This is a genomic window from Nonomuraea gerenzanensis (assembly GCF_020215645.1).
In the GTDB taxonomy this organism is placed as follows: Bacteria; Actinomycetota; Actinomycetes; order Streptosporangiales; family Streptosporangiaceae; genus Nonomuraea; species Nonomuraea gerenzanensis.
This window is the reverse complement of record NZ_CP084058.1, coordinates 3,635,482-3,656,645: the sequence shown is the minus strand read 5'-3', so window position 1 is coordinate 3,656,645 and position 21,164 is coordinate 3,635,482. Positions and strand designations below refer to the sequence as shown.

Sequence of the window (21,164 nt, the reverse complement as noted above, 5' to 3'; positions counted from 1 at the left end):
ATGGACTCCCGGACGACCTGGCCCACCCTGCTTTCCGCTCTCCTGTCCGGAGAGCACCTCACCTCCGACGAGTCGGCCTGGGCGATGCGGGAGATCATGTCCGGCGCCGCTACGCCGTCCCAGATCGCCGGCTTCGTGATCGCGCTGCGCGCCAAGGGCGAGACCGTGGCCGAGGTCGTCGGGCTGGCCCGCACCATGCTCGACCTGGCCACGCCGCTGAGCGTCGAGGGGCCCGTGGTCGACATCGTCGGCACCGGCGGCGACCGGGCGCACACCGTCAACGTCTCCACCATGGCCGCCATCGTGGCCGCCGCGGCGGGGGCCAGGGTCGTCAAGCACGGCAACCGCGCCGCCTCCTCCTCCTGCGGCGCCGCCGACGTGCTGGAGCACCTCGGGATCCGGCTCGACCTCACACCCGAGCAGACGGCGCAGGTGGCGCGCGACGCGGGCATCGCGTTCTGCTTCGCCCCCGTCTACCACCCCGCGCTGCGCTTCGCCGGGCCCACGCGCAAGGAGATCGGCGTCCCCACGATCTTCAACTTCCTCGGCCCGCTCACCAACCCCGCCCGCCCCTCCGCCCAGGCCATCGGCGTCTACGACGCCCGCATGCTGCCGGTGCTCGCGGGCGTCTTCGCCGAGCGCGGCGTCTCCGCCCTGGTCTTCCGCGGCGACGACGGCCTCGACGAGCTGACCATCGCCGCCACCTCGACCGTCTGGGTGGTCAAGGACGGCACCGCGACCCAGACCACGTTCGACCCGGCGGTGCTCGGCATCCCGCGCGCCGACGTCGGCGCCCTGCGGGGTGGTGACGTGGCGTTCAACGCGCAGGCGGTGCATGATCTCGTCCGCGGGAAGTCCGGGCCGGTCCGCGACGCCGTGCTGCTCAACGCCGCGGCTGCTCTGGTGGCGCTCGACGGGCCCGGGGATGATCTGGACTCCGCGATGATCGACGGGTATGCGCGGGCGGCGCAGGCTGTGGATTCGGGGGCTGCGGCTGCTGTGCTCGATCGGTGGGTCGAGGCCAGCGGCTCCTTCCGTCCCGCCTCCTGACGTACCCCACAGCCCAGGCACTCCTCGACGTGCACGGCGTGACGCAGGCACGCTGCCTGCACGCAGGTGCGACGCGCGCCGCTCAGCGCATGCGCCCCTCAGCGCGTGCGGGCCCAGGACGTACTCGCGCAACGCATGCGCCCCTCCGCGCACCGGCGGGCGCAAGGCGCGCCGGCACGGCCCGCGCGGTGCGCCACGAGCGCGGGCGGCCGCCGCGGGACCGCGTCAGCGCAGCATCAGGGTCGGCCCCGCCTTGAGCGAGCTCCACTTCAGCCACTGCCTCCAATTCTCCTGCCAGTGCCCCCACCCATTGGTCGGCTCCAGCTTCCGAGGCGACCCGGTGATGATGATCGGGTCCCCGATCAACGTGTTCTTGATGAACCAAGCAGCATTGGCCGGACTGATGTTCACACACCCATGGCTCACGTTCGAGTTCCCCTGTGACCCCACCGACCAGGGCGCACTGTGCACATACTCACCGCTGTTGGAGATCCGCACGGTGTTGTAGACGGTGAGCCGGTAGTACCCCGGCGACCCCGGCCCGATCCCCGGCGAGGTCATCACGGTGACGGGCTCGCGGGACATCGCCAGGTGGATGCCCGAGGTCGTGTAGTACTTCCACTGGCCGCCCTGCCCGGCGCTCATCGGCATGGTGCGGATCTTCTTGCCGTTCCGCCTGACGACGAGCACGTGCTCGTCGGTGCTGCCCTTGGTGATCTGCGACCGGCCGATCTTGAAGTCGACGCGTACGTTGCGCTTGCCGTACATGCCGGGCCCGCCGCGCACCCCCGCCAGCTTGGCCTCCACCCGCACCCGGGTGTGCGCCGGCCAGTACTTCTCCGGCCGGAAGTCCACGTGCTGGTTGTCGAACCAGTGCCAGGCCCCCTCCACCGGCTTGGAGCTGTGCACGGTGAGGTTGCGCTCGATGGCGATCCGGTCGATGACGGGCTTGTCGAAGGCGATCATGACGGGCATGCCGACCCCGACGGTGAGGCCGGTGTCGTCCTTGTTCGGGGTGATGGTCTCGATGTCGAACGTCTTGTCGCCCTTGACGGTCGTGAACGCGCTCTTCACCTCGCTGGCGCGACCCGCGGCGTCCACCGAGACGGCGGTGACCGTGTAGGAGGTGCCCGGGCTGGCGGTGCCGAGGCTGCGCCAGCGGGAGCCGTCGGCGCTCAGCACTCCCTTCATCGGGCCCGCCTTGCCGCTGCCCATCACCTGCACGCTCTTGAGCCTGCCCCCATGGACCGAAACCACCACGGGCTGGTCGGTGGGCACGTTCGTGCTCTTGTCCGCCGGAGAGACCCCTACAGGGGCGCCCCGCGCCGCCCCTGCCATGGCGACCCCCTTGGGGTCGTCGGCCGGGCCCGCCGAGCAGGCGGTCAGCAGCGCCAAGGCCAGCAGGCCGGCCGGTCCATACGCTCTGCGCCCCACGAGCACTCCCTCGTCCACGATCGAGCCAGTTCTGCCTCCTTTATTACCCTGAGTGATCAGATCACCACATCCGTGCACTGGTAAAGAACACCAAAAAGCGGGCGCCCTCCCCCAAGGGAGGACGCCCGCTCGAAGCTCGCGCCGATCAGTGCGAGAAGTGACCCCGGTAGTACTGGAACACGAACCCGATCATGGCCATGATCACGAGGAAGACCCCGATCAGGAACATCCAGAAGCCGATCACGAACCCGGCGAAGGCGAAGGCCGCCGCCAGGCACAGGAACAGCGGCCACCAGCTGCTCGGGCTGAAGAAGCCCAGCTCGCCCGCGCCGTCGCTGATCTCGGCCTGCTTGTTGTCCTCCGGCTGGGCGCCGATGCGCCGCGCGGTGAACATCAGGTAGTAGCCGACCATGAACGCGAAGCCGACGGAGATGGCCATGGCGGTCGTGCCGACCGGCTCACCCTTGCCCGTGGCGGCCTTCGTCCAGAACCAGTAGGCGATGTCCACGCCGGCGAAGAACAACCCGCACAGCAGGAACAACCATCCCTGCACCTTCATCAGGACTCAACCTCCGGGTGGTCGGACTTGGCGGAAGCGTGCGGGAACCGCTTGTCGAACGCGGGCCGCTCGGACCGGATGCGGGGCAGCGAGGTGAAGTTGTGCCGCGGCGGCGGGCAGCTCGTCGCCCACTCCAGGGAGTTGCCGTAGCCCCACGGGTCGTCGACCGTGACCTTAGGCGCGCTGCGCCAGGTCTTCCAGACGTTGTAGAAGAACGGCAGCGTCGAGGCGCCCAGCACGAACGCGCCCACCGACGAGAGCAGGTTGAGGTCGGTGAAGCCGTCGGCCGCGCTGTAGTCGGCGTAACGGCGCGGGAAACCGGCCATGCCCAGCCAGTGCTGGACGAGGAACGTGGTGTGGAAGCCGACGAACAGCAGCCAGAAGTGCAGCTTGCCGAGCTTGTCGTCGAGCATCTTGCCGGTGAACTTGGGCCACCAGAAGTAGAACCCGGCGAACATCGCGAACACCACGGTGCCGAAGACCACGTAGTGGAAGTGGGCCACGACGAAGTAGGTGTCACTGATGTGGAAGTCGAGCGGCGGCGAGGCCAGGATGACGCCCGTCAGACCGCCGAGGAGGAAGGTGATGAGGAAGCCGACCGAGAACAGCATCGGCGACTCGAAGCTCAGGTGGCCGCGCCACATCGTGCCGATCCAGTTGAAGAACTTCACCCCGGTCGGTACGGCGATGAGGAACGTCATGAACGAGAAGAACGGCAGCAGCACCTGGCCGGTCGGGAACATGTGGTGCGCCCAGACCGTGATGGACAGACCGGCGATCGAGATCGTCGCGCCCACGAGGCTGATGTAGCCGAAGATCGGCTTGCGGCTGAAGACGGGGATGATCTCGGTCACGATGCCGAAGAACGGCAGCGCGATGATGTACACCTCGGGGTGGCCGAAGAACCAGAACAGGTGCTGCCAGAGCAGCGCGCCGCCGTTCTCGGAGTCGAAGATGTGCGTGCCGAGCTTGCGGTCGGACTCCAGCGCCAGCAGCGCGGCGGCCAGCACGGGGAACGCCATCAGCACGAGCATGCTGGTCAGCAGCACGTTCCAGACGAACATCGGCATGCGGAACATGGTCATGCCGGGCGCGCGCATGCAGATGATCGTGGTGATGAAGTTGACCGCGCCGAGGATCGTGCCCAGGCCGGACAGGGCCAGGCCCATGATCCACAGGTCGCCGCCGATGCCGGGCGAGTTGATCGCGTTGGACAGCGGCGTGTAGGCGAACCAGCCGAAGGAGGCCGCGCCGCCCGGCGTGAAGAAGCCGGAGACGGCGATGAGGCTGCCGAACAGGTAGAGCCAGTAGCTCACCATGTTCAGCCGCGGGAAGGCCACGTCGGGGGCGCCGATCTGCAGCGGCATCAGCTCGTTGGCGAAGCCGGCGAACAGCGGCGTCGCGAACATCAGCAGCATGATCGTGCCGTGCATGGTGAACAGCTGGTTGAACTGCTCGTTGCTGGTGAACTGCAGCCCGGGCTGCGCCAGCTCGGCCCGCATGACCAGGGCCATCACGCCGCCGATGAGGAAGAAGGCGAACGACGTGATCAAGTACATGTGCCCGATGATCTTGTGATCGGTCGAGGACATCCACTTGGCGATGATCTGGCCCTTGGTGCTACCCGTGGGCCTGACCGGCGTGGTCGTCAGGGGTTCGTGAATGGCGGTCACTGGGCACTCCCAGCCTGGGTCGCGACGTACTGGTCCCACTCCTGCTGCTGCACGAGCTTCACGGAGAACAGCATCCGGCTGTGGTCGACACCGCAGAGCTCGGCGCAGCGGCCGGCGTAGACGTCTGGCTTGTCGAGCGTGTTGATCTGGAACTTGCGGCCCGGGTCACCCTCGGGGATGCCGGGGATGACGTCCCGCTTGAACAGGAACTCCGGCACCCAGAACGAGTGGATGACGTCGTCGGTCTGGAGGTCGAACTCGACCTTCGTGTTCACCGGGAGAACGAGCTGCGGGCCCTGCCTGTAGTCGCTCACCGGCACCCCGGCGACCGGCTTGAGCGGCTTGCCGTTCACGGTGGTGGTGAAGCGCCAGCTCCACTGGTACGCCTCCACCTTGACCTTGACCGGCGCGTCGCCGTCGACATGGGCGAGCGCCTCGCTGTCGCGGGCGGTGAAGAAGAAGAACACCGACACCATCACCAGCGGGATCAAGGTGTAGAGCATCTCGATCGGCAGGTTGTAACGCACCTGCGGAGGCAGCTCCGCCTTGGCCCTGCGCTTGCGATGGAAGATGCACGCCCAGATGATCAGGCCGATGACGACGGCACCCGTGGCGAGTGCGGCGATCCAGGCCCCGTTCCACAGCGTCTGGACGATCTCGCCCTGCTCGGTGATGTGGTCGGGAAGAAGGCCGCGAGACCAGTTGGCCTCGGGGACGTCATTAGCACACGCCGTAGCAGTGGCCAGCAGCAACGCCAAAGCGGCGGCGCGCGGCACCCTGCGCCGGGCCAACGAACGCCGCGTCGTACGGCGAGTCGGACTCACGGATCGCCTACCCCACAGATGAAGCCCAAGAGTCTTTCCCTTGGGCGCTCGTATTGCTCTTTCTGCATCAAGCACAGACTGACAAGCAGACACATTAGCGTGCAGGGGCCTCGCCCTACCGCGCGACCCCTCGGTGGCGCCGCAAGTGGGACGATGAGTCTCGTGGCTTACTTCGACGCGGCTTCGAGCGAACCGCTGCACCCTCAGGCGCGCGAGGCGCTGATGGCGGCGATCGACACCGGCTGGGCCGACCCCGCGAGACTCTATGGCCAGGCCCGCCGCGCGCACCTGCTGCTGGAGCAGGCCCGCACGGAGGTGGCCGAGGTGCTCGGCGCGCGCCCCGACGAGGTGGTGTTCACCTCGTCCGGCACGCAGGCCGTGCATCTCGGCGTCCTGGGCACCCTACACGGAAGGCGCAGAGCCGGGCGCCATCTGGTGACGAGCGCGGTCGAGCACTCCAGCGTGCTGCACGCGGGCCAGGTGCACGAGCGCGAGGGCGGCACGGTGGAGACGGTCGGCGTGGCGCTGAGCGGGCGGGTGGACCTCGACCGGTTCGCCGAGGCGGTCGCGCGGCCCGGCACGGCGCTGGCCTGCCTGCAGACGGCCAACCACGAGGTGGGCACGCTGCAGCCGGTCGAGCAGGCCGCCGCGGCCTGCCGCGAGCACGGCGTGCCGCTGCTGGTGGACGCGGCGCAGACGGCCGGCCGCATGCCGCCGCCGCAGGGCTGGTCGGTGCTGACGGCCAGCGCGCACAAGTGGGGCGGCCCCGCCGGGGTGGGCGTGCTGGCGGTGCGCAAGGGCACGCGCTTCCGCTCCTACCTGCCGGAGGACGAGCGGGAGCGGCGGCGGGTGCCGGGCTTCGAGAACGTGCCCGCCGTCGTCGCCGCGGCGGCGGCCCTGCGCGCGACGGCGGCCGAGGCCGAGCAGGAGCAGGCCAGGCTTTCCCGGCTCATCGACAAGATCAGGCAGACCGTCCCGGAGATCGTGCCGGACGTGGAGGTGATCGGCGACCCCGTTGACCGGGCGCCGCACATCGTGACCTTTTCGTGCCTGTACGTTGACGGCGAGGCGCTGCTGACCGAGCTGGACAAGGCCGGATTCGCCGTATCGTCCGGAAGTTCGTGCACCGCTAGTACGCTTCGTCCATCGCACGTCCTCGAAGCGATGGGCGTGCTCACGCATGGGAATGTCCGGGTGTCGCTGCCCAGGGGGGCTGCCGCGGCCGAGGTCGACGCCTTCCTCGCCGCGCTGCCCGAGCTGGTGCGCCGCATCCGCCAGGACGCGGGAGTCGCATGACAGAAGTGACGCAGCCGGCTTTGACGATCGACGCGCTGGGCAAGAAGTGCCCGATCCCGATCATCATGCTGGCCGAGCAGATCAACTACGTCCCGCTGAACGCCGTGGTGGCCGTGCTGGCCGACGACCCGGCGGCGTACACGGACGTGCCGGCGTGGTGCAGGCTCAAGTCGCATCGGCACGTCGGGTCGTACGAGCTGCCCGAGGGCGGCTGGGCGATCCACGTCATGCGCAACTACTGATTTCCGGCCGTCCGCAAATCCCCGATTCAGCTCCGCACGGTGGGTAGGGGCCTCCCGTACGAGTCCATCGACAAGCAGGGGATAGCCATGATCAGCGGACAACCGAACGAAACCGCCCGCGACGTCATGAGCACGGGAGCGGAGTGCATCGGCGCGCACGAGACCCTCGACCGGGCGGCGCAGCTGATGCGCAACAGCGACGTGGGCGCCCTGCCCGTGTGCGGTCCCGACGACCGCGTGACGGGCATCATCACCGACCGCGACATCGTCGTGAAGTGTGTCGCGGCCGGGCACGACCCCGCCCAGGTGACGGCGGGCGAGCTGGCCACCGGGCTGGTCTGGGTGCCGTCGGACGCGACCGTGGAGGACGCGCTGGCCCGCATGGAGGAGCACCAGATCAAGCGGCTGCCGGTGATGGACGACGGCCACATCGTCGGCATGATCAGCGAGGCCGACCTGGCCAGGCACCTGCCCGACGACCAGCTCGCCGAGTTCGTGCACCGGGTCTACGCCCTGCGCTGACGCGCGCGGGTGAGGGCCGTCCCGCGGGCGCGGGACGGCCTTCGCCGTGTCAGGGGTGGTGGCAGGGCCAGCGCACGTGCTCGGTCAGGGGTGGTAGCAGCGCACGTGCTACGTCAGGGGTGGTAGCAGCGCACGTGCTCGCCGACCTCGGCGGCGGCCTCGGCCCCGTACGCGGCGCCGAAGCGCTCCAGGAAGGACGCCTGCCCCAGCTCGTACTCCTGCCCGCCCACGCGCTCCAGCACGTGCGTGGCGGTGAGGTTGCCGATCTGCCCGCACCGCTCCAGCGACAGGCCCCAGGCCAGACCGGACATGAAGCCGGCGCGGAAGGCGTCGCCGACGCCCGTGGGGTCGGCCTTGCCGCGCTCGGGAGCGGGGGCGACCTGGATGGACGGCTCACCCTGGCGGTCGATCACGGCGCCCTTGGGGCCGAGCGTGGTGACGCGGACGCCGACCCGGCCGAGGATCTCCTCGTCGGTCCAGCCGGTCTTCTGCTCGATGAGCCCCTTCTCGTAGTCGTTGGAGAACAGGTAGGCGGCGCCGTCGACGAGCTGGCGGATCTGCTCGTCCTCCATGCGCGCGAGCTGCTGGGAGATGTCGGCGGCGAACGGGATGCCGCGCTGGCGGCACTCGTCGGTGTGGCGCAGCATCGCGTCGGGGTCGTTGGGGCTGATCAGCACCAGGTCGAGCCCGCCCACGCGGTCGGCGACGGGCTGCAGCTCGATGAGCCGCGCCTCGGCCATGGCACCGGTGTAGAACGAGGCGATCTGGTTGTGGTGCTCGTCGGTGGTGCACAGGAAGCGGGCGGTGTGCTGCGTCTCGGAGACGTGCACGGAGCCGCAGTCCACGCCGTGGCGCTCCAGCCAGGAGCGGTAGTCGGCGAAGTCGTTGCCGACGGCGCCCACGAGGATCGGGTTGAGACCGAGGCAGGCCATTCCGAAGGCGATGTTCGCGGCGCAGCCACCACGCCGGATCTGGAGATCATCGACCAGGAACGACAGTGACACCCTGTCGAGCTGCTCGGCGATGAGCTGATCGCCGAAGCTGCCAGGGAACGTCATCAGATGGTCTGTCGCGATTGAGCCGGTCACGGCAATGCGCACGGGATTCTTCTTCCTCGTTGTCAGCAGGCCAATGGGCCCAACGAGAATACGCGAAGGTCCCGCTCGCACAAAGGCGGGCGGGACCTGGCTCGAGCGCCGGTCGAGCGCTAGTTGAACGAGTCTCCACACGCACAGGAGCCCGTGGCGTTGGGGTTGTCGATCGTGAAGCCCTGCTTCTCGATCGTGTCGACGAAGTCGATGGAGGCGCCCATCAGGTAGGGGGCGCTCATCCGGTCGGTGACCACGCTGACACCGCCGAAGTCCGACACGACGTCACCGTCCATCGAACGGTCGTCGAAGAAGAGCTGGTAGCGCAGGCCGGAGCAACCTCCCGGCTGCACGGCGACCCGCAGCTGCAGACCTTCCTCGCCCTGCTGCTCGAGCAGGCTCTTGACCTTGGCGGCGGCCGCGTCAGTCAGGATCAGGCCCTGTGCCGTGGTCTCGCTGCTCTCAACCGTCATCTGCTGACTCCCTAACCCGGCTGTCTGTTTCCGACGTCCTACTAATGACGCTACCAACACCTGGGCGATGCCACACATTCCCGGGGTCGGCTCCCCCGGAATAACCACGGGGCGCCATGTGTCATGATGAGTATCGTCAAATCGACGATAAGGGGGTTTGGCCATGGCTGCCCAGACTGGACTGCCGCTCTACGTCCTCGGCCAGGGCGCCGATCCGCACAGCGAGAAGGGGGTCGACTGCCCCGGCGAGCTGCCGCCCGCCTCCGACCCCGAGCTGGTGGAACGCGCGCGCAGGGCCAAGCAGGCGCTCGGCGACCGCCTGTTCGTGCTCGGCCACCACTACCAGCGTGACGAGGTCATCCAGTTCGCCGACGTGACGGGTGACTCCTTCAAGCTCGCCCAGCAGGCCGCCGCGCGGCCGGAGGCGGAGTTCATCGTCTTCTGCGGTGTGCATTTCATGGCCGAGTCGGCCGACATCCTGACGGGCGACGCCCAGAAGGTGATCCTGCCCGACATGGCGGCCGGTTGCTCGATGGCGGACATGGCCACGTTCGACCAGGTCGAGGAGTGCTGGGAGGCTCTGGAGGACGCCGGGCTGGCCGATCAGGTGATCCCGGTCACGTACATGAACTCCAGCGCCGACATCAAGGCCTTCTGCGGCAGGAACGGCGGCGCGGTCTGCACCTCCTCCAACGCCCGCCGCGCCCTCGACTGGGCGTTCGAGCAGGGGCGGAAGGTGCTGTTCCTGCCCGACCAGCACCTGGGCCGCAACACGGCGGTGCTGGAGATGGGCATGTCGCTGGACGACTGCGTGGTGTGGAACCCGCACCGCCCCAACGGCGGCCTGACCCAGGAGCAGCTGGAGCGCGCCAGGATAATCCTGTGGCGCGGCCACTGCTCGGTGCACGGCCGCTTCACGGCCGAGTCCGTGGACGACGTGCGCGCGCGCATCCCCGGCGTGAACGTGCTCGTGCACCCCGAGTGCCGGCACGAGGTCGTGCTCAAGGCCGACCACGTGGGCTCCACCGAGCACATCATCAAGACGCTGCAGGCGGCGCCCGCCGGGTCGAGCTGGGCCATCGGCACGGAGCTGAACCTGGTCAAGCGGCTGGCCCAGACCTTCCCGGACAAGAACATCTCGTTCCTCGACCGCACGGTCTGCTACTGCTCGACCATGAACAGGATCGACCTGCCGCACCTGGTGTGGGCGCTGGAGTCGCTGGTGCTCGGCGACGTGCCCAACCAGATCACGGTCGACGCGGACACCACCCACTGGGCCAAGGTCGCCCTGGACCGCATGCTGGCCCTGCCGTAGACCTGGAGTCTCAAGCGAACTCGTAGCCGAGCCGCACGTGGACCGTGAGGCTCTGGCGGCCCGGGCTGATCGAGGCGTCGCTCTGGGCCGTCAGGGTCTCCGCGGCCATCTGCCGCATCGGCACCGGCGGCGCGCCCACGACCTCCTGCACCTCCACCACGCGGCCCAGCGGCCGGCCGGCCAGCTCGGCGTACTGGGCGGCCTTGGCCGCGGCCTGCCTGAAGGCCTTGACCCTGGCCTCGGCCAGCGCCTCGCCCGGCTCGGCCACCTCGAAGGACACGCCGTGCAGCCTGGCCTCCTCGCCCACGCCCGCCACGGTGTCGATCACGTGGTCGCCCCTGCCGAGGTCACGCACGACGACCTGGAGCCCCTGTGCCGCCCGGTACGCCGACACCTTCGGGTACGACTCGTACTCGGGGCCGAGGAACAGCTCCGCCGTGGACAGGTCTTCAGGGGCGATGCCCGCCTGCCGCAGCGCCTCGCCCAGCCGGGCGGCGGCGGCGCGCACGGCGGCGAACGCCTCCCCCGCCGAGGCCCTGCGCACCTCGACGCCCGCGTGCAGCCGCAACGTGTCGGGCGCGACCAGGACGGAGCCCTCGCCGCTCACGGTGATGTCCACGAGCCCCAGCTCCTCCCGGACGGGTTCAGCCTTGATCCTAGAACGGCGGGCTCGGCTACGGGGAGACCCGGCTGAAGCGGAAGCCCATCCTGTCGAACTCGCTCTTCTTGCCCGCCGTGGCCAGCACCCGGCCGACCTTCCCCGTCAGATCGATCACCACGGCCTCGTACCCGCCGCCCTTGGCCCGCCACACCGCCAGGTGCTCGTCGTCCCACCAGCCGATGAGCCGGTTGCTGGCGAACGGCACCCTGATCGGCTCCGCGTCGCCGCCCGAGGTGGGCCGGGCGCACAGCGCGGTGCCCGCCGAGGTGCAGTGGGCCAGGAAACGGCTGCCCGACGGAGAGATGTCGTCGCCCTCCACCCACACGGGCGTGCCGACGCCGGACAGGGTGCGCACCGCCTTGCCGTTCAGGTCGTAGAAGCGCATCCGGCCGTCCGTCCAGGTGCCGACGGCCCGGCCGCCGGCGTCCCAGAAGAAGCGCCACTCCCCCGCGCCCGCGTCGTCGACCTCGAACGCCCGGCCCGTCCCGGCGGCCACGTCGATGATGCCGTAGCCGTGCTCCTCGGCGTCGCCCTCGGCGCCCTTGTAGAGGGTGACCAGGCCGTACCTGCCGTCGGGCGACCAGCGGGGCGTGGTGGGGAAGATCGGCTTGCGGCTGAGCTCGACGACCCTGCTCCTGTCGCTGACGTGGTCCACGATGGACACGGTGGCGTACAGGTCGGTGCTGTAGTCCACGTCGGTGCCCAGGGCCAGGTTGGTCGCGGGGTCCAGGGCGTACTCGAAGTAACGCAGGTCGGGGGCGAACCGGCCGGTGGCGTGCTTCCTGACGTACAGGCGCTCGCCGCCGTCCACCGTGTAGGAGGCGAGCCTGATGGGGTCGCCGTCGCGTTCGTCCAGCCGCACCGACGTGCCGGGCAGGGTGAGCGAGCGGGCGGCGGGCGCGGTCGTGCCCTGCGGGGCGGAGGTGGTGATCGCCGCGCTGGTCGGGGCGGGGGACGTGGTGCGCTCGGGGATCCCCGACAGGCGCACGGCGGCGAACGTGCCGCCGGCCGCGAGCAGCAGCGCGCCCGCGGCACCGCCGGCGACGACCCAGCCGGTACGCCCGCGCCCCGCCGGTCGCGTGAGCGGCCCCCGGGAGCCGCCCGCGGTGCTGCCCGGGGCTGCCGCTGCGGTGCCCCGCTGGAGCAGGCCGGGAGCGGGCGGCGTGCGGACGTGGGGCGGGGCGTGACTGTGAGGGCCGTGACTGTGGGGGCCGTGACTGTGGGGGCCGTGACTGTGGGGGCCGTGACTGTGGGACGGGGCGGCGCTGTGGTGGCCGAGCAGGCGCATGAGGGCCTCGCTCGACGTGGGGCGCCGGGCCGGGTCCTTGGCCAGGCAGTCCGTGACCAGCGCGCGCAGGGCGGGATCGGTCACGCAGGCGGTGTCGGGCTCGTGGTGCAGGATCCGGTTGACCACCGCGGGCACGCTGTCCTGCCCGAACGGCGCCTGCCCCGACGCGGCGAACAGCAGCGTGCACGCCCACGCGAACAGGTCCGACTTCGGCCCCGGCCCTGATTCCGTGAGCTGCTCGGGCGCCATGTACGCGGGCGTGCCGATGACGGCGCCGGTGAGCGTGGAGGTGAGGTCGAGCGCCTTGGCGATGCCGAAGTCGATCACCCTCGGCCCGTCGGAGGCGAGCAGCACGTTCGACGGCTTGAAGTCGCGGTGCACGATGCCGGCCTGGTGGATGGCGACCAGCGCGGTGACGGTGCCGATGGCCAGCCGGTGCAGCGCGGAGCCCGAGCGCGGGCCCTGCTCGCGGACCACGTCGGTCAGGGTGGGGCCGTCGATGTACTCGCTGACGATGTACGGCCGCCCGCCGAACAGCCCGGTCTCGACGACCTGGGCGGTGCAGAACGGCGCCACCCGCCTGGCCATCGCCACCTCGCGGACGAACCGCTCCGACGCCTCGGCGTCGCCGGCCAGGTCGGCGCGCAGCAGCTTGAGCGCCACCTCCGCGCCGCCGGGGTCGGTGGCGAGGTAGACGATGCCCTGCCCGCCCTCGCCGAGCCGCCCGGCGAGACTGTACGCACCCACCGTCGCGGGGTCCCCTGGCCTCAGGGCCGCGAGGTCCGGCATTGGCGACTCCCCCTATATGGCGGCTTTCCCGCCATTGTGGTGGGTGGCCCGGCGTTGCGTCATGTGTTCGGGGAAGGCGGGCCGCGCGGCACCGGGCTCAGGCGGCGGCGTCGGCGACGGCCTGCGGGGCGTGCAGCTGCGGGCGGCGGCTCGCCCGCGGCAGGCGTACGTGCTCGGCGTCCAGCTCGCCCACCAGCCACTCCACGCAGCCGCCCGGCTCGCCGGAGCTGAGCACGGTGACCGGCACGTCGGGGAACGGCTTCTCGGCCCGCAGCCCGCGCAGGTCGGCGGCCATGCCGCGGCGGGCCAGCCACTCCCCCGCCACCGCGGCGAGCACCCGGCCCGTGCCGTAGACGCCCGACGGGTCGGGCACCCCCGCGAGCAGCCGGTGCGCGGGCGGCCCCGCCAGGCGCGCCAGGGCGGCGGCGCCCCAGGTGCGGCCCAGCGCGGGCAGCCACCTGCCGGCGGTCCCGGCGAACGGCAGCGGCCGGCGCTCACCCGCGCAGGCGGGCTCCACCAGCACGAGCCTGGCCAGGCACAGCGGGTGCAGCCTGGCGAACGCCTCCGCGTGCCAGCAGGCCACCCCGTGCGCGATGAGCGTCACCTGCTGAGGGTGCGCGGGTGACAGCGCGGCCAGGCGGGCGACCTCGCCGTACAGGGTGGGCGGGACGGGCGCGCACGAGCTGAGCCCGAGGCCGGGGCGGTCGAAGCGGATGACGCGGTGGCCGTCCGCGAGCCGCGCCGCCACCGCGTCCCAGTGGAACCAGGCGCCCGCGAGCCCGGCCGTGATCAGCACCGCCGGCCCGGTCCCCTGCACGACGACGTGCGCGTCCCCGTGTCCGGCGGCGATGGCGGGGGCGTCGTCCGTGCGGACCCGCGCACCGCCGACGCCGCCCAGGCGGCCGGGCGCGATCCGGGGGCCCGCCTCGTCGGGGTCCTCGGCGACGAGCAGGCGCATCGCGACGTACACCAGCCACACGGCGATCATCGTGAGCTGGGCGCGGTGCGCCAGCCCGACACCGTGCCCGGCGACCTGAGCGGCGGCCGTGAGCAGGGTCGCGGCCAGCGTCAGCCAGGTGAGCAGCCACGACGCCCGCGCCCGCCACCGCGCGCTGAGCAGCACCATGGCGGCCAGCACCGCGCCGGTGCCCAGCACCCGCGCCAGCGCGTGCACCACGTGCGCCAGGGAGGTCTCCCGCTGCCCGCACAGCGGGTCGCTGAGCGCGGCGCAGTCGAGCGGGAACAGCCCGGCCGTGGCGGTGAGCAGCCCGAACGCGGCCAGCGCCAGCCAGCCGGACCACTCGCGCGCCACGCTCGGCACCAGCGCCACCCCGGCCAGGCACGCCAGCCCCGACAACACGTCGCTGACCCGGAACAGCCGGGTCCAGGGCTGGTCGACGGCCGCCAGCTCGCTGACGTACCCCTCGGTCCTGTCGACGGCGGGCGTGGTGAACTGGCCGGTCACCCAGGCACTGCCGAGCACCGCCGCGACGATGAACGCGCAGGCGGCAAGCACGAACAACCTTCGCTCCACGTGACAATTAGATCACCTGGAGCTACCACTTCCCATGAGCGCCCCCGTCAGAGCCCTGGAGCGCCCCAGACAGGAAACCAGCGGCTCAGGTCCTTCTCCAGCGGCAGCTCGCCCTCCAGCGCGCCCCTGGCCTGAAGCTCCAGCGGGTTGTCGCGCTTCTGCCCCGGCAGCGGGGCGAAGGGATAGAAGCTGCCGCGTTTGTAGAGGTACACCACGGCCAGCCGCCGGCCGTCCTGATCGGCGAACGACACCAGCGAGCACAGCAGCGAGGGCCCGAACCCGGCCCCCTCCAGCGTCGAGTTGACCGCATGCAGCTCGGTGACCAGGTCGCCGAGCGACTCCGGGAGGCGGCGCACCAGCAGCCAGGTGTAGCCGTAGCCGTCGTCGGACTCCTCGACGCGCTCGCCCAGCAACGCCTTGGCGTCGCTCTCGGCCGTGGCGAACGCGCCGCCCTCCGCGGCCCTGAACGCCACGGAGCCGAGCCCGGTGGGCACCAGCCCGGTCGCCGCCTGCAGCGTCACGGCCGCGGACGGCAGCGCGAACAGCGCGTCGAGGTCCGGCTTGACCGGCTTCGACCGGCCCAGCAGCGCGTCCAGCCAGCCCATGACGCGGTCAGCCCCTTCCGAGTTGCCGTGAGATGCCGGCGAGCTGTTCGAGCCGGCGCTCCAGCGGCGGGTGCGTCGCGAACAGGTTCGCCACGCTCTGCCCGCCGCTCAGCGCCGGGGCGAAGTAGAAGGCGTTGAACGGCTCCGCCTCGCGCAGGTCGCGGGTCGGGATCCTGGCCATCTCGCCGCTCACCTTGGTCAGCGCGCTGGCCAGGGCCGAGGGCCGCTGCGTGAGCAGGGCACCCGCCCGGTCGGCCGCCAGCTCGCGGTAGCGCGACAGGGCGCGGGTGAGCAGGAAGCTGACGGCGTACACGATGACGGAGACGAGCAGGATGATCGCGCCCACGGGCAGCCCGCCCTGGCCGCCGTTGCGGCGGCCACCGAGCCCCGAGTACAGCGCGAACCTGGTCATCAGGCCCGCCACGATCCCGAGGAACGAGGCGATCGTCATGACGGCCACGTCGCGGTGGGCGACGTGCGACAGCTCGTGGGCGATCACGCCCTCCAGCTCCTGCGGCTCCAGGCGGCGCAGGATGCCGGTCGTCACGCAGACGACCGCCTTCTTCTGGTTGCGGCCGGTGGCGAACGCGTTGGGGACGTCTGAATCCGCGATCGCCACCCGCGGCTTGGGCATGTCGGCCAGCGCGCACAGCCGGTCGATGAGGCCGTGCAGCTCAGGGGCCTCCTGCGGGGAGACCTCCCGCCCGTGCATCGCGTACAGGGCGATGCGGTCGGACAGGAAGTACTGCACCAGCAACAGGCCGCCCGCCAGCACCAGGACGGTCAGCGCCCGGACGCCGAGGGCGATCAGGACGCCGACGAACACGACGTAGAGCAGCCCGAGCAGGAACATCGTCGCGACCATGCGGCTGGTCAGGCCGCGGTCGGACGCGAACCTCGTACGCACGGGGCTCAGCCCGGGATGAGGCCCTGGTCGCCCAGCATCTCCCGGACCTCCTCGATCGAGGCGTCCGCGGGGGGAAGGATCAGCTCTGACGGCTCAAGGCTGTCGTCGGGGAGCGCCTTGCCCACATGGCGCACCTTGTCGAGCAACGCGTGCAGCTTGACCCTGAAGGCCTTCTCGTCGGCGGCCTCGATGGCCGCCTCCAGCTCGCTGTCCAGCTCGTTGAGGACGGAGATGTCGTCGGCGGAGATCTCCACCTGACCCTCGCCCATGATCCTGACGATCATGCGCCCTCCCCAGGCTGACGGTACTGCTGGGTGCCGCCCTGCTGCTGGGGCTGCGCCTGCGGCTGGGGCTGGGCCTGCTGCTGCGGCTGGCCCTGCTCGATCGCCGACTGCGGCGCCGGGCCCTGGCCCAGCTCCGCCTTCATCCTGGCCAGCTCCAGCTCGACGTCCATGCCGCCGCCCATGCGGTCGAGCTCGGCCTGGATGTCGTCGCCGCGGGTGCCGCTGAAGTCGTCGAGCGCGCCGCTGGCCAGCAGCTCGTCGATGGCGCCCGCACGGGCCTGCATCTGCGCCGTCTTGTCCTCGGCGCGCTGGATCGCCAGGCCGACGTCGCCCATCTCCTCGGAGATGCCGGAGAACGCCTCGTTGATGCGCGTCTGCGCCTCGGCGGCGGTGTAGGTGGCCTTGATCGTCTCCTTCTTCGTGCGGAAGGAGTCGACCTTGGCCTGCAGCCGCTGGGAAGCCGTCGTCAGCTTCTCCTCCTCGGCCTGCAGGTTGTCGTGCTGCACCTTCAGGTCGGCCATCTGCGTCTGCAGGCTGGACCGGCGCTGAAGTGCCTCGCGGGCCAGATCCTCGCGGCCGACGGACAGCGCCTTGCGGCCCTGGTCCTCCAGTCGCGCGGCCTGCTTCTCAAGCCCCGTGATCTGCAGCTCCACCCTCTTGCGCGAGGTGGCGACGTCGGCCACCCCCCGACGCACCTTCTGCAGCAGCTCCAGTTGCCGCTGGTAGGAGTAGTCAAGGGTCTCGCGCGGATCCTCCATCTTGTCCAGGGCCTTGTTGGCCTTGGACTTGAAGATCATCGAAAGTCTCTTCATCACGCTCATGCGCGTCGGCCGTCCCCTTCTAGGTCGTGCTGGTGTCAATCCCAATGCAGCGCAGCCGCCTTGGGATTACCCTACGCATAACGCACGGGGGCGTCACTAAGTTGCAGTCCAGGTAGGGTTGACGCGTGTTGCGACGCCGTTCCCAAACCTCCGTGGACGATACCCCCGTCCCCGTTGACGATCCTAAGCCCCAGGGTAAAGGTCGTCCCACACCCAAGCGCCGGGAAGCCGAGGGCAAGCGGCGCCAGTACGTCTCCGCGCCGAAGGACCGCAAAGAGGCGTATCGGCAGATGCGGGCCAAGCAGGCCGCCGAGCGCGAGCGCGCCCGTCAGGGCATGATCGCAGGTGACGAACGGTATCTTCCCGTTCGTGACAAGGGCCCAGCGCGCAAGTTCGCGCGCGACTGGGTCGACTCGCGGCGGCTGCCGAGCCAGTATTTCCTTCCGTTCTCGCTAGTGATCCTGCTGGCCACCTGGGTTCCCTGGCCGATGGCGATCCGCGCGCAGGTGCTCGGCTACGTCGTCACCATCGGCTGGCCGATCATGATGATCGGCGTGCTCTTCACCTCGGTCTACGTGTCGTGGAAGGTGAAGAAGCTGGTGGCGGAGAAGCTGCCCGGCGAGAGCGTCAAGGGCGTCGGCTTCTACGCGGCCATGCGGGCGCTGCAGATCCGCAAGCTGCGCTTCCCGCCGCCGCAGCTGCTGCCCGGCGGCAAGCCGGTGCCGCCGAAGCGCTAGCCGCTACGGGTTGCCGTACTCCACGTTCTCCCAGCGCAGCACGCCTCGCTTGACCGCGGGCCGCCAGCCGTCGAACTCCGTTCCCTTCTCCAGGGCGTCGGCCACGGCCCGCATGAGCGCGTAGTAGGACGGCATTCTCGGCGCCAGGCCGGCGATCGTGTCGTCCCAGCCGACCGCGCCGTCGGCGACGTCGACGACGGCCCACTGCGAGGAGCCGTCCTCCAGCTCGGCGAAGGAGAGGAACGGAACCAACCGGCCGTTCCAGATCTCCGCCCACGGGTCGTCGCCGCGGTCGGTGGGGTCCAGGCGGCACATGTCGCGCCAGGTGTCCCTGATCTCGCGGATGCCGAGGTTCGAGGCGCCGTAGAACCAGGCCCCGAACCCGAAGCCCCATGCCCCCCGCGAGCCGTTGTGGCGCAGCAGGGAGGCGCGCAGGTCGTCGGGGAGGTCCACGCCCATCTGCGCCTCGGCGATCGCGATCGTGCGGGCCCTGCCGGGCTTGCCGAGCGTGCGGTACGTACGCGGCGCGTTCGCCCTCAGCCACCGCTCGATCCGCCGCCACTGCCGGTCCACGGCCCGCTTGACCTTCGGGTCGATGGGCCGCACGGTCACCGGGCGGGGTGCGGGTGAGCAGTGGGGGTCGGGGATCTCGACCGGAGCGGGCACCGGCGACGGCGACGGCCCGTGGCCGTGCGTCTGGGCCCACAGGGCCGCCAGCCTCGCCTCTTCCTGGGTCATCGCCCTCGGCGGGCCGGTGGGCGCCGGTGTGGCCCTCCCGCTGCCGCCCGGCACCAGCGCGGCCGCCAGGGTGACCGCGACGATCGCCGCGATGGCGGCCCACACCAGCCCCATCCGCGTACGGCGGACGGCGGGGGCCTGGGGACGGGGAGCGGGGCGCCTTTCCGGCATGCGGGCGCGCCGGCGCAGCCGTACCGCGATCGCGGTCAGGATGGCCGCCGTGAGCGCCAGCCGAACGAGCTTCAGCACGTCGCGCACCCTATCCCGAATCGGATCACCCCATGTGCCGGGATTAAGGTCGGATCCATGGAATTCCGTCACCTCGGTCGCAGCGGTCTCATGGTCAGTGAGATCAGCTACGGCAACTGGCTCACCCACGGCTCCCAGGTCGAGGAGGAAGCCGCCAAGCAGTGCGTGCAGGCGGCCCTCGACGAGGGCATCACCACGTTCGACACGGCCGACGTCTACGCGGGCACGAAGGCCGAGGAGGTGCTCGGCCGGGCACTCAAGGGCGTACGCAGGGAGTCGCTGGAGATCTTCACCAAGGTCTACTGGCCGACCGGGCCGGGCAAGAACGACCGCGGCCTGTCCCGCAAGCACATCACCGAGTCGATCAACGCCTCGCTGCGCCGCCTGCAGACCGACTACGTCGACCTGTACCAGGCGCACCGGTTCGACGTCGCGACGCCGCTCGAGGAGACCCTCAAGACGTTCGACGACCTCGTACGCCAGGGCAAGGTCCTCTACGTCGGCGTCAGCGAGTGGACCGCCGACCAGATCGCCCAGGCCCTCAAGATCGCCGACGAGATGGGCTTCGACCGGCTCGTGTCCAACCAGCCGCAGTACTCCATGCTGTGGCGGGTCATCGAGCCGGAGATCGTCCCCCTGTGCGAGCAGGAGGGCGTGGGGCAGATCGTCTGGTCGCCCATCGGCCAGGGCGTGCTGACCGGCAAGTACCTGCCGGGCCAGCAGCCGCCCCAGGGCTCGCGGGCGACCGACAAGAGCGGCAGCGCCATGATCGCGCGGTTCATGAACGACGACGTGCTCACCCGCGTCCAGGAGCTCAAGCCGATCGCGGCCGACCTGGGGCTCAGCATGGCCCAGCTGGCGATCGCGTGGGTCCTGCAGAACCCGAACGTCTCCAGCGCCATCGTCGGCGCCACCCGGCCCGAGCAGGTGCGTGACAACGTGAAGGCGGCCGGCGTCAAGCTGGAGGCCGACGTGCTCAAGCGCATCGACGACGTGCTCGGCTCGGTCGTGGAGCGCGACCCGGCCAAGACGCAGAGCCCCAGCTCGCGTCCGTAACCCCCGCGGAAAACAAAAACCCCTTGAGCCACAACAGCGCTCAAGGGGTTTTTCGTCTCTCCGGAACTCACTCCGGGCGCAATGACAAACCTGTGTACTCCACGCGGTCCTCATCGAGCAAAGCGACCTGCTCGACTCCCGATTCCAGCAGGTCACGCCAGTTTTCGCCGAGCCAGGACTCCGCATCGGCCTGGCTCGGAAAAACCTCTCGCGGCAAGGGGCGATCGGTTACCTCACCGCCATTTGCATTTTCATAACGCCACCGCCATGTCATGCCATACGCTCCTTTTCCGCGGGTTCGCCGGCGCACCCTCCGCAGGCACTGGAACCCTACTCCCGAGCTTGGAGGTCAATCGATGCTGCGCGCGTATCGTGTTGTGGCGGCGGTCGCCCTCGGGGCGGCCGTCCTCCTCTCTCTCCCCTTCTCCGCCCTCGCCGCACCCCCTTCGCGGGCGTGGGGCGTCTGGGTGAGCGACGGGACCGCGTGGCTGGCCGCCACGCCGCGGGACTCGCCGCCGGACGGCTCGGTGGTCGGGTGGCGCTTCTCGGAGGCTTCGGACGGGGGCATCGGGGAGCCGCCCGGTGGGGAGTTGCCGTCGTTCGAGGGGGTGTGCGGGCGGGAGACGGCCGGGTCGGGGCACAAGCGGGTGGTGGTCGCGGTGGACTTCGGCGACGTCGGCGCGATGGGCTCCGGCGGTGAGGAGCCCCGTCCCGGTGACCGGCCGCCCGCGCAGGCGGCTCCCGTGTGCGTGGCGGGGGCCGAGGACGCCACCACGGCCCAGCTCCTCGCCGCAGCGGCTGAGGTGCGCGTGGACGGGGCGGGCGGCGTGGTGTCCGTGGACGGCCACCCCGGCCCGGCGCCGGGCGCCGCCGCCCTCGCCGCCGCACCGCTCCGGTCCGGCGCGAGCGGGCCGCCGATCCCGCTGATCGTGGGCGGCGCGACGGCCCTCGCCCTCCTGGCGGCCGGCACCGCCCTCGCCACCCGCCGCCGCATCTCAGCCCGCTCCGGCCACTGAGCC

The 21,164-nt window shown here is 70.7% G+C and carries 23 protein-coding genes; 8 read left to right on the top strand and 15 right to left on the bottom strand.

Features of this window, described 5'->3' with window-relative positions:
• Nucleotides 1-1,050, top strand: a complete 1,050-nt coding sequence (gene trpD, locus LCN96_RS17575) for an anthranilate phosphoribosyltransferase (protein ID WP_225273758.1) — start codon at nt 1-3, stop codon at nt 1,048-1,050.
• 225 nt (nt 1,051-1,275) lie between these two features.
• Here trpD and LCN96_RS17570 read toward each other — a convergent pair whose 3' ends face one another.
• The 4 genes from LCN96_RS17570 to ctaC form a co-directional block, all read right to left on the bottom strand.
• Nucleotides 1,276-2,484, bottom strand: a complete 1,209-nt coding sequence (locus tag LCN96_RS17570; protein ID WP_225273756.1) for a L,D-transpeptidase — start codon at nt 2,482-2,484, stop codon at nt 1,276-1,278.
• Nucleotides 2,485-2,629: 145 nt separating this feature from the next.
• The gene (locus LCN96_RS17565) at nt 2,630-3,043 is read right to left on the bottom strand and encodes a cytochrome c oxidase subunit 4 (protein WP_080041195.1); all 414 of its coding nucleotides are present in this window, start codon (nt 3,041-3,043) and stop codon (nt 2,630-2,632) included.
• Nucleotides 3,043-4,635: an aa3-type cytochrome oxidase subunit I gene (gene ctaD, locus LCN96_RS17560; protein WP_225275999.1), complete on the bottom strand. Its 1,593-nt coding sequence runs from the start codon at nt 4,633-4,635 to the stop codon at nt 3,043-3,045. Before ctaD ends, LCN96_RS17565 begins: the two co-directional genes overlap by 1 nt.
• A 77-nt stretch (nt 4,636-4,712) precedes the next feature.
• The gene (gene ctaC, locus LCN96_RS17555) at nt 4,713-5,492 is read right to left on the bottom strand and encodes an aa3-type cytochrome oxidase subunit II (RefSeq protein WP_225273754.1); all 780 of its coding nucleotides are present in this window, start codon (nt 5,490-5,492) and stop codon (nt 4,713-4,715) included.
• A gap of 201 nt (nt 5,493-5,693) precedes the next feature.
• On the opposite strand from ctaC, the gene LCN96_RS17550 reads away from it, so the two are divergent.
• From LCN96_RS17550 to LCN96_RS17540, 3 genes are all read left to right on the top strand, one after another.
• Nucleotides 5,694-6,836, top strand: a complete 1,143-nt coding sequence (locus LCN96_RS17550; RefSeq protein WP_225273753.1) for a cysteine desulfurase family protein — start codon at nt 5,694-5,696, stop codon at nt 6,834-6,836.
• A complete protein-coding gene (locus tag LCN96_RS17545) occupies nt 6,833-7,078 on the top strand; it encodes a sulfurtransferase TusA family protein (RefSeq protein ID WP_225273752.1) in 246 nt (81 codons plus the stop codon). The genes LCN96_RS17550 and LCN96_RS17545 overlap by 4 nt, the downstream gene beginning before the upstream one ends.
• Before the next feature lie 87 nt (nt 7,079-7,165).
• On the top strand, nt 7,166-7,600 hold the full coding sequence (locus LCN96_RS17540; RefSeq protein ID WP_225275998.1) for a CBS domain-containing protein: 435 nt from the start codon (nt 7,166-7,168) through the stop codon (nt 7,598-7,600).
• 113 nt (nt 7,601-7,713) lie between these two features.
• Here LCN96_RS17540 and LCN96_RS17535 read toward each other — a convergent pair whose 3' ends face one another.
• Nucleotides 7,714-8,700, bottom strand: coding sequence for a carbohydrate kinase family protein (locus LCN96_RS17535; protein WP_225273751.1), 987 nt, complete (start codon nt 8,698-8,700; stop codon nt 7,714-7,716).
• A 107-nt stretch (nt 8,701-8,807) separates the two neighbouring features.
• On the bottom strand, nt 8,808-9,161 hold the full coding sequence (gene erpA, locus LCN96_RS17530; protein ID WP_043638338.1) for an iron-sulfur cluster insertion protein ErpA: 354 nt from the start codon (nt 9,159-9,161) through the stop codon (nt 8,808-8,810).
• 163 nt (nt 9,162-9,324) lie between these two features.
• Here erpA and nadA point away from each other — a divergent pair, with 163 nt between their 5' ends.
• Nucleotides 9,325-10,476 carry a quinolinate synthase NadA gene (gene nadA / locus LCN96_RS17525; RefSeq protein ID WP_225273750.1) on the top strand — a complete coding sequence of 384 codons (1,152 nt, stop codon included), beginning with the start codon at nt 9,325-9,327 and terminating at the stop codon, nt 10,474-10,476.
• A 10-nt stretch (nt 10,477-10,486) separates the two neighbouring features.
• Here nadA and LCN96_RS17520 read toward each other — a convergent pair whose 3' ends face one another.
• From LCN96_RS17520 to LCN96_RS17490, 7 genes are all read right to left on the bottom strand, one after another.
• Nucleotides 10,487-11,095, bottom strand: a complete 609-nt coding sequence (locus LCN96_RS17520) for an SIMPL domain-containing protein (RefSeq protein WP_225273749.1) — start codon at nt 11,093-11,095, stop codon at nt 10,487-10,489.
• A gap of 55 nt (nt 11,096-11,150) precedes the next feature.
• A complete protein-coding gene (locus tag LCN96_RS17515; RefSeq protein ID WP_225273748.1) occupies nt 11,151-13,172 on the bottom strand; it encodes a protein kinase domain-containing protein in 2,022 nt (673 codons plus the stop codon).
• Nucleotides 13,173-13,311: 139 nt separating this feature from the next.
• Nucleotides 13,312-14,748, bottom strand: coding sequence for an alpha/beta fold hydrolase (locus LCN96_RS17510; protein ID WP_225273746.1), 1,437 nt, complete (start codon nt 14,746-14,748; stop codon nt 13,312-13,314).
• A 47-nt stretch (nt 14,749-14,795) separates the two neighbouring features.
• Nucleotides 14,796-15,353: a PspA-associated protein PspAB gene (gene pspAB / locus LCN96_RS17505; protein ID WP_225273744.1), complete on the bottom strand. Its 558-nt coding sequence runs from the start codon at nt 15,351-15,353 to the stop codon at nt 14,796-14,798.
• Between the two features lie 7 nt (nt 15,354-15,360).
• Nucleotides 15,361-16,260 carry a zinc metalloprotease HtpX gene (gene htpX, locus LCN96_RS17500; RefSeq protein WP_225273743.1) on the bottom strand — a complete coding sequence of 300 codons (900 nt, stop codon included), beginning with the start codon at nt 16,258-16,260 and terminating at the stop codon, nt 15,361-15,363.
• 5 nt (nt 16,261-16,265) lie between these two features.
• Nucleotides 16,266-16,544, bottom strand: coding sequence for a PspA-associated protein PspAA (gene pspAA / locus LCN96_RS17495; protein WP_148438034.1), 279 nt, complete (start codon nt 16,542-16,544; stop codon nt 16,266-16,268).
• Nucleotides 16,541-17,365, bottom strand: a complete 825-nt coding sequence (locus LCN96_RS17490; protein WP_225273742.1) for a PspA/IM30 family protein — start codon at nt 17,363-17,365, stop codon at nt 16,541-16,543. The genes pspAA and LCN96_RS17490 overlap by 4 nt, the downstream gene beginning before the upstream one ends.
• A 152-nt stretch (nt 17,366-17,517) precedes the next feature.
• Between LCN96_RS17490 and LCN96_RS17485 the strand changes: the two genes are divergently transcribed.
• Nucleotides 17,518-18,102 carry a DUF3043 domain-containing protein gene (locus tag LCN96_RS17485; RefSeq protein WP_225273740.1) on the top strand — a complete coding sequence of 195 codons (585 nt, stop codon included), beginning with the start codon at nt 17,518-17,520 and terminating at the stop codon, nt 18,100-18,102.
• A 3-nt stretch (nt 18,103-18,105) separates the two neighbouring features.
• Here LCN96_RS17485 and LCN96_RS17480 read toward each other — a convergent pair whose 3' ends face one another.
• Nucleotides 18,106-19,089, bottom strand: coding sequence for an SMI1/KNR4 family protein (locus LCN96_RS17480; protein WP_225273738.1), 984 nt, complete (start codon nt 19,087-19,089; stop codon nt 18,106-18,108).
• A gap of 57 nt (nt 19,090-19,146) precedes the next feature.
• Between LCN96_RS17480 and LCN96_RS17475 the strand changes: the two genes are divergently transcribed.
• Complete coding sequence (locus LCN96_RS17475) at nt 19,147-20,145, top strand: aldo/keto reductase family protein (protein WP_225273736.1); 999 nt, start codon at nt 19,147-19,149, stop codon at nt 20,143-20,145.
• Between the two features lie 67 nt (nt 20,146-20,212).
• On the opposite strand, the gene LCN96_RS17470 is transcribed toward LCN96_RS17475, so the two are convergent.
• A complete protein-coding gene (locus tag LCN96_RS17470; protein ID WP_225273734.1) occupies nt 20,213-20,419 on the bottom strand; it encodes a hypothetical protein in 207 nt (68 codons plus the stop codon).
• An 82-nt stretch (nt 20,420-20,501) separates the two neighbouring features.
• Here LCN96_RS17470 and LCN96_RS17465 point away from each other — a divergent pair, with 82 nt between their 5' ends.
• On the top strand, nt 20,502-21,161 hold the full coding sequence (locus LCN96_RS17465) for a hypothetical protein (protein WP_225273733.1): 660 nt from the start codon (nt 20,502-20,504) through the stop codon (nt 21,159-21,161).
• Nucleotides 21,162-21,164: the final 3 nt, after the last annotated feature.